General features: G+C 39.2%; 8 protein-coding genes. 3 read left to right on the top strand and 5 right to left on the bottom strand.

Features of this window, described 5'->3' with window-relative positions; all coding sequences use genetic code 11:
• Window positions 1-375 (top strand): tetratricopeptide repeat protein (locus tag V7K69_RS07030; protein ID WP_335032656.1); only part of this gene is annotated, 375 nt, incomplete at its 5' end.
• A gap of 24 nt (window positions 376-399) precedes the next feature.
• The gene (locus V7K69_RS07025) at window positions 400-525 is read left to right on the top strand and encodes a hypothetical protein (protein WP_335032654.1); all 126 of its coding nucleotides are present in this window, start codon (window positions 400-402) and stop codon (window positions 523-525) included.
• Window positions 526-1,159: 634 nt separating this feature from the next.
• On the opposite strand, the gene V7K69_RS07020 is transcribed toward V7K69_RS07025, so the two are convergent.
• From V7K69_RS07020 to V7K69_RS07010, 3 genes are all read right to left on the bottom strand, one after another.
• Complete coding sequence (locus V7K69_RS07020) at window positions 1,160-1,858, bottom strand: Uma2 family endonuclease (RefSeq protein WP_335032652.1); 699 nt, start codon at window positions 1,856-1,858, stop codon at window positions 1,160-1,162.
• Between the two features lie 216 nt (window positions 1,859-2,074).
• Window positions 2,075-2,917 (bottom strand): tetratricopeptide repeat protein, encoded by an 843-nt coding sequence (locus V7K69_RS07015; RefSeq protein ID WP_163926618.1) that lies wholly within the window; start codon window positions 2,915-2,917, stop codon window positions 2,075-2,077.
• Window positions 2,918-3,283: 366 nt separating this feature from the next.
• Entirely contained in the window at window positions 3,284-4,204 is a 921-nt protein-coding gene (locus tag V7K69_RS07010) for a ribonuclease D (RefSeq protein ID WP_335032649.1), read from the bottom strand.
• A gap of 465 nt (window positions 4,205-4,669) precedes the next feature.
• Here V7K69_RS07010 and V7K69_RS07005 point away from each other — a divergent pair, with 465 nt between their 5' ends.
• Window positions 4,670-5,128, top strand: coding sequence for a BON domain-containing protein (locus V7K69_RS07005; protein ID WP_335032647.1), 459 nt, complete (start codon window positions 4,670-4,672; stop codon window positions 5,126-5,128).
• Between the two features lie 415 nt (window positions 5,129-5,543).
• Here the strand turns inward: V7K69_RS07005 and V7K69_RS07000 are convergent, their stop codons facing one another.
• Together V7K69_RS07000 and V7K69_RS06995 are read right to left on the bottom strand one after the other, a co-directional pair.
• On the bottom strand, window positions 5,544-5,906 hold the full coding sequence (locus V7K69_RS07000) for a hypothetical protein (protein ID WP_335032645.1): 363 nt from the start codon (window positions 5,904-5,906) through the stop codon (window positions 5,544-5,546).
• Window positions 5,884-6,234 carry a DUF433 domain-containing protein gene (locus tag V7K69_RS06995; protein WP_335032643.1) on the bottom strand — a complete coding sequence of 117 codons (351 nt, stop codon included), beginning with the start codon at window positions 6,232-6,234 and terminating at the stop codon, window positions 5,884-5,886. The genes V7K69_RS07000 and V7K69_RS06995 overlap by 23 nt, the downstream gene beginning before the upstream one ends.
• Window positions 6,235-6,248 lie beyond the last annotated feature (14 nt).

The raw sequence follows: 6,248 nt of genomic DNA, 5'->3' as shown, positions 1-6,248 counted from the left end.
AAAGGGGAAGTGGATGAAGCGATCGCACTTTTCAATCAGTCTTTGGAAATATTTGAACGCATTGGAGATGTCCAAGGCAAAGCGGTGACGTTGCATCTACTGGGAATGATCTACGCCGACGAAGAGGAAGTGGATGAAGCGATCGCACTCTACAATCAGTCTTTAGAAATAACTGAACGCATTGGTGATATCCGAGGCAAAGCGGCGACGTTGCACTGTCTGGGAATCCTCTATGCCAACAAAGGGGAAGTAGAGCGAGCGATCGCACTTTTCAATCAGTCTTTGGAAATAACTGAACGCATTGGGGATGTCCAAACCAAAGCGGCGACGTTGCACTGTCTGGAGTATCTACGCCACAAAGGGGAAGTGGATTAAGCGATCGCACTTTTCAATCAGTCTTTGGAAATCAAAGAACGCATTGGTAATGTCCAAGGCAAAGCAATGACTCTGTGGTGGTTAGGACATTTGGCAGAACAGCAGGGTGAATATACACTAAAGCGATATCCTATTTGCAACCAGCTTTAGAGATTTTGCAGCGATTGAAATCACCACACGCTGAAAGTGTGAGTGCAAGTCTTGATAGGGTAATGCGTAATTCGTAATTCGTAATTACAGCACCAAAAGATTTTTTATCTCACGCAAAGGCACAAAGACGCAAAGAAGAATGCGAGAGTTTTTTCTAAATAAATGAAAATTGCTGTAATGAGTCTTTAATACTCGTAGACGAGTCTTTTATACTCGCGCGAGAGTCTTTTATACTCGCGGACGAGTCTTTGATACTCGCGCGAGAGTCTTTGATATTCGTGGACGAGTCTTTGATACTCGTAGACGAGTCTTTGATACTCGTGAATGAGTCTTTGATATTCGTGGACGAGTCTTTTATACTCGTGAATGAGTCTTTGAACCCCGTTAATGAACCTCGGAGCTTCGTTCGTGAACCTTTGAGCTTCGTTGATGAACCTCGGAGCTTCATTTGTGAACCTTTGAGCTTCATTCGTGAACCTTTGAGCTTCATTTGTGAACCTCGCAATGTTGTTCGGTTAAGGCAAGAGACGCGATAAATCGCCGTCTCTACAAAAATAATTCCTTTGTAGAGACGGCGATTTATCGCGTCTTCATGATTATGGGATTTATTTCATTAATAGATTTTGATAGCAATTCAGGTGAGAGAATCAGGATCTACGCCGAGCGATCGCAACCGTTCTCGTAAGACTTGAACTTCTTGCTGCGCTTGTTGAGCTTCTTGTTGAGCAAGTTTTTTGTCTTCTTCTGGTGTTAAAAACCTTTGCCCTTGCTGGTTATACCAATACATCCACTCCCGTGGTATGCCTAGATAAGTTCCTCGTTCGATGCCAATTCCTAAACCTATTTCTGGCAACCAAACTGGATTACCATCATGTAATTCATAAACATTGTTAACTAATTTGTAAACTTCTAAACGTGGCTTACGGCGACGAAATGGGTTGTAAACTACATAATACAAAATTCCCAATCTTGCATACTCTGCTTTTTTGGTCGAGTACTCACCACGGTATGTTTTAGATACTACCTCCAAAATGAATAACGGTAATTTCTTTTCTTCCCAAAGTACATAACTGGGGCGGAGGTTTTCATCATAAAATCGCTCAACGCCCAGACTCAAAAACCCATCTGGGACTATCGCTGGTAAATCTGGGTCATAATAAATACCCATATCTACACCAAAAAACCAATCCATGCGCTCTGGCCAAGCCATTGCCAGAAGCGCTTTGAGTAAACCGGGAATCAAATCTTGTAATTCATTATCCACTGGCGTATCGTCAGAGTCTGGCAGTTCCTCTGATGAAGGCAAACAAGCTAATGGATTGTACTCTAGCATGATGGGTTTACTCTTCCTCAGTTATTAGTACATCTTTATTTTATAAATGAATCTTGATAGCAATTCAGGTGAGAGAATCAGGATCTATGCCAAGCGATCGCAACACGTTGTTTGTCTTGCTGGGGTTGTTGAGCGTATTTCATCTTTGCTTCTGGTGTTAAAAACCTACACCTGTTATTTGCTCCCCTGCTCCCTGCTTGCCCCCTGTCCTTTTACCTACTGTCTCAGTTCTTTGATGTTTTTCATCACTTGTTGGTATAAGTCGTTGTTACCCTGACTTTGAAAAATGCTCGCTGCTTTTTCTAAATCCTTGAGTGCCCCCTGTCTATCTCCATTGGTGGCGCGGGCATTTCCTCGGTTATTGTAGGCAGGGGCAAAGTTAGGGTTGAGGCGAATGGCTTGATTGTAATCTGCGATCGCACCCGTTGGATCTCCATTGGCAGCACGGGCATTTCCTCGGTTATTATAGGCGATCGCATATCTGGGATTAAGGCGAATCGCTTGACCGAGATCGTCTATTGCCCCTTTTCTGTCTCCATTGGCGGCGCGGGCATTTCCCCGGTTGTTGTAGGCTTCAGCGTAGTTGGGATTAAGGCGAATCGCTTCACTGTAATCTTTAACCGCTTCTCTGTTACCTTCTAGTGAGGCGCGGGCATTGCCCAGGTTATTGTAAGCTTCAGCGTCGTTAGGGTTGATGCGGAGGGCTTGATTGTAATCTGCGATCGCTTTTTCTTTGTCTCCCAAATCAAAGTAGGCTAATCCCCGCCCGTTGTAAGCAGCGCCATATTGAGAGTTTTGGCTAATTGCCTTACTATAGGATGCGATCGCAGCTTGTAAATCGCCGTTTAAATGCTGATTCTTTCCCTGAAGATAGAATTCCCCACCTCTGGATGCTGTAGCTGAACGACGGCTAGGTGTACTAACTCCTATTTCTGTCACCAAAACACTGTCATTCTTGCTACAAGAAACACTGCTAATTGCTGTCAATGTAGTAAAAATAGCTATAGTAAATACTTGATTTACCCTTGTTCGCTTTTGTCTAAATAAACGCCGTCTCATAATTTAATATAAACTGCCATAACACCTGAACGCAATTAGTACCAAAATCTAGATTTTAATTTTTTAACTCAATGGTTATTCTAACTTTGGATAGACATTTCAAGTCAATTAACAAATTTACCAGATATTCAATATATTTATTTAATAGTTATATTAAGGGAAAAACATCAATTATAAAGTATAAAAATTGTCAATTCAGCTCTTTGTTATTGTCATCTCTTTACTTCTTGACAATGGATTTCTGAGCAGAAAGCTACTGTGGCTCATGTTTTTTAAGATACTTTTTGAAAAAAATATATTTGAAATCTTAAGATTTGCTATAAACAATAAGCCATAAATTATGACATTTGTAGCCTTATGGACAATTTACTCATCTTCTGTTTCACTCTCTTGAGTTTTGGGAGTTAACCGCCAAGAAGTAGTTTTTTCAATATCTACAGACAGTTGTTCTAGATTGGGGCCTAAATCTTTTTGGAGTTTCTGAGTTAGGGTGATGGGAAAATCTAAATCAATATCTTGGGTTTGTGCTAGCCTGGCCAATTCTGAAAAAGTAGCTTTGACTGTAGTGCGATCGTAACTTGTCAGCTTATGATAATAAGTTTCAGATATATTCTGAGCTTGCATCGCTTTTTTCATGCGTTCTTGCAAATGCTCAAATTCTGAATTCAACAACTTCCATTGTTGTTCAAGTTGTGAGTATCTAGTACTTAGTGATATTAAATCTTCCGTTGCGGGTTCGGGGTTGGCTTTGGCTTGTAAACCTAATAAATTTGAGTGGATTTGAGCCAGATAAATACAATCTAGATAAGCATACTCTATCTGTTCTTCAGTCAGGGGGCGTTTTCCCCAATCGCTGGTTTGCTCTTGTTTATCGATATTGTTAAAGCTACAAAGTGCTGTAGCTATGGTTTTGAGTTGATAGTTAGGTAATGGCAAAATATGATAGGGAATTTTTTTTGCCATTTCTAAAGTGCAAGTAATATTTTTAGCTTTCTTGTTACCGAGAAATTTTAGATCATAACTGGCATTATGAAAAACTTTTTCAATGGCAGAATTTATCATAATTTTTTGAATAAATTCAGCTATGATATTAGGTTGGTCTAGCACATCTAAAAGATAGACGCGATCGCCACTCATATCTTGAGGATTATCTAACACCTGAATCAGCGATAGTCTAGGATTACGACTTTTATAGTCAGCTACTTCTGTATCGATCCACAGTGTTTTGACATTGGTGTATTCAGCGACAATAGCACTAATTTCGCTGGCAGAAGTGAGGTAGGGCATTGGCTGATATTTCCTGAATATTTAGGGCATTTTAAGTAAGCCATAGTTTTCTAAAGTAACATTTTGTTGGTAATTTTGCTGGCACAGTATTGCAAAAACATGAAGTTTTGAGCTGCATAGGCGTAGACATCGCCAAACTGATCCAAATCTGATAACATCGATTTACTACTTTAAGGCTGCATAGTTTATCATTGGAAAAGCTCCTCAGCATCTACATTAAATTCATAGGAGCTACAGTACGTATATAGAGGTATCTTGGTAAGCAACTGTCAATAAAATTGAATTGGTGCTTCTCCAAATGGCTGCAAAATCTTAGCCTAAACAAATCGTTCAAGTTTCAATTTCCAGTAACCTGAGTAATTGCTTGGACACTTTTGCTACTTCACATTTAATTGCTTTTTAACATCTGCTCCTCACCATGACACACAAATTAATTGCTTCCAGTAATCAATTCGGAGATAGATAATGAAAAAGCTAATTCTATTAATCGTTAGTAGCATTTTGGTAGTTGGTACTTTTGGCTGCCAAGAGGCTCCTAAAACTGGTTCGGAAACTCCTAGCACTACTAATCAAGCTGCTCAAGTACCAGCAAAACCAGCTTCACAGATAAATGAAGCTGCCAAAGTTCCAGGAATACAAACAACTCCTTTAGCAACTAGCACAGATACTAAAGTTAAAATCGGTTCTGAAAAAACGGCAGCAACAAAAGTTAAAAGCGACTTAAAAACTGAAGTTAGCACCAAGTTGAACAAAGGCTTACCAGGCAATAAGTTACAGGTTGAAAACAAAGAGGGTGAAATTATCCTCAAAGGCACAGCGACTTCTGCTGAAGAACTCAAGAAAGCTGAAACTTTGGCTAAGGAAGTTCAAGGTGTGAAGACTGTGAAGGTGGAAGCAAAAGTTGAAGCTGTGAAAAAGCCATAAAAGAATAACTGAAGTTCTCAGTTAACCGTGGACTAGTTAAATCAGCTTTATCAGAAAATTTAAACAGGACTTACATCTGCGTAAGCCCTGTTTTTTTCTTAAATAAGTGTGAGTTTATTTCTATGATGATAGTGCTTAGTTATGAAAAAAAACGAGGACATTGAGGGTTATATTCTACAATCTCAACAATACGTTGTTTACTCATTCTGCATTTTTAATACCGTTGTACTATTCACAATTTCGAGAGTATGTCACTTTTCCCGTGTCCGCCACCACATCAGACAGCGAAACCCAAAAAAGCCTTGATAATCTTGGGCTGAGGAACTAAACCCAACTTTTTTAGCCTCAAAACTAGCTTAGACATTGTACTATTACCTGATGAGAATCCTTAGCAGTTTCTTCTGTGACATTGTTATTAAAGTAGCGGTAAATTAATAATTTGGTTTTGATATTCATCATTAAAAGATGCTTGAGCAATTAGACTTAATTCACTAATAGTCTGACCGATAGTTAATTTATTATTCAAAATAAAAATACCTGGTATATTACGCCCTTGCGCGATATGTTCAGCTAAATGTACAGGCATAGATGTACGGTTATTTGTGACTAAAATAAAGTTATATTCCTCACACCAGCATAATATTTCTGGATCTAATGTGCCTCTAGGAGGAGCGCCAGGATCACCAACCACCCACATCATTAAAGTAGGGTTGCGTTGGAGAAACTGGCGATTATAGACTTTATCAACATTTTCATCAAGAAGATATTTGAGAGTCATGTATTTTTTTCATTGCTTCTCTTTCAGCTTTCAGTTTTAGCAATTTGGTTACAACTGGCGGTGGATTGCGTCGCTGTTCTTCTCGCATTCGGTGACTATGTTCTAGCCAATTAGCTATGTAAACACTGACTGCTTCCTTGTTATGCAGGTAATAAAGAATAGTTGCATATATTTGCTCTAAAGATACTGATGGATAACTTTGAGAAATTTCCTCTGGAGTCCGACACCGATGGATGAAATCATAGAGTATAGTTTCAATTCCTACTCTTGTACCTTTGAGCCTAATATCATCAGGACGCTGAAAGTCGAAGTAATCTTCTAGTTGCATAATTTACTTTATTA

Origin of the sequence: Nostoc sp. (assembly GCF_036917775.1) — a bacterium.
In the GTDB taxonomy this organism is placed as follows: domain Bacteria; phylum Cyanobacteriota; class Cyanobacteriia; order Cyanobacteriales; family Nostocaceae; genus Nostoc.
Note: the sequence above shows the minus strand (reverse complement) of the source record. Positions and strands in the feature narration are given on the sequence as shown.

Coding starts and splice junctions, on each gene's coding strand:
- V7K69_RS07020 (WP_335032652.1), bottom strand. CDS start 1,858: ATGCTAGAGTACAATCCATTAGCTTGTTTGCCTTCATCAGAGGAACTG.
- V7K69_RS07005 (WP_335032647.1), top strand. CDS start 4,670: ATGAAAAAGCTAATTCTATTAATCGTTAGTAGCATTTTGGTAGTTGGT.
- V7K69_RS07010 (WP_335032649.1), bottom strand. CDS start 4,204: ATGCCCTACCTCACTTCTGCCAGCGAAATTAGTGCTATTGTCGCTGAA.
- V7K69_RS07000 (WP_335032645.1), bottom strand. CDS start 5,906: ATGACTCTCAAATATCTTCTTGATGAAAATGTTGATAAAGTCTATAAT.
- V7K69_RS07015 (WP_163926618.1), bottom strand. CDS start 2,917: ATGAGACGGCGTTTATTTAGACAAAAGCGAACAAGGGTAAATCAAGTA.
- V7K69_RS06995 (WP_335032643.1), bottom strand. CDS start 6,234: ATGCAACTAGAAGATTACTTCGACTTTCAGCGTCCTGATGATATTAGG.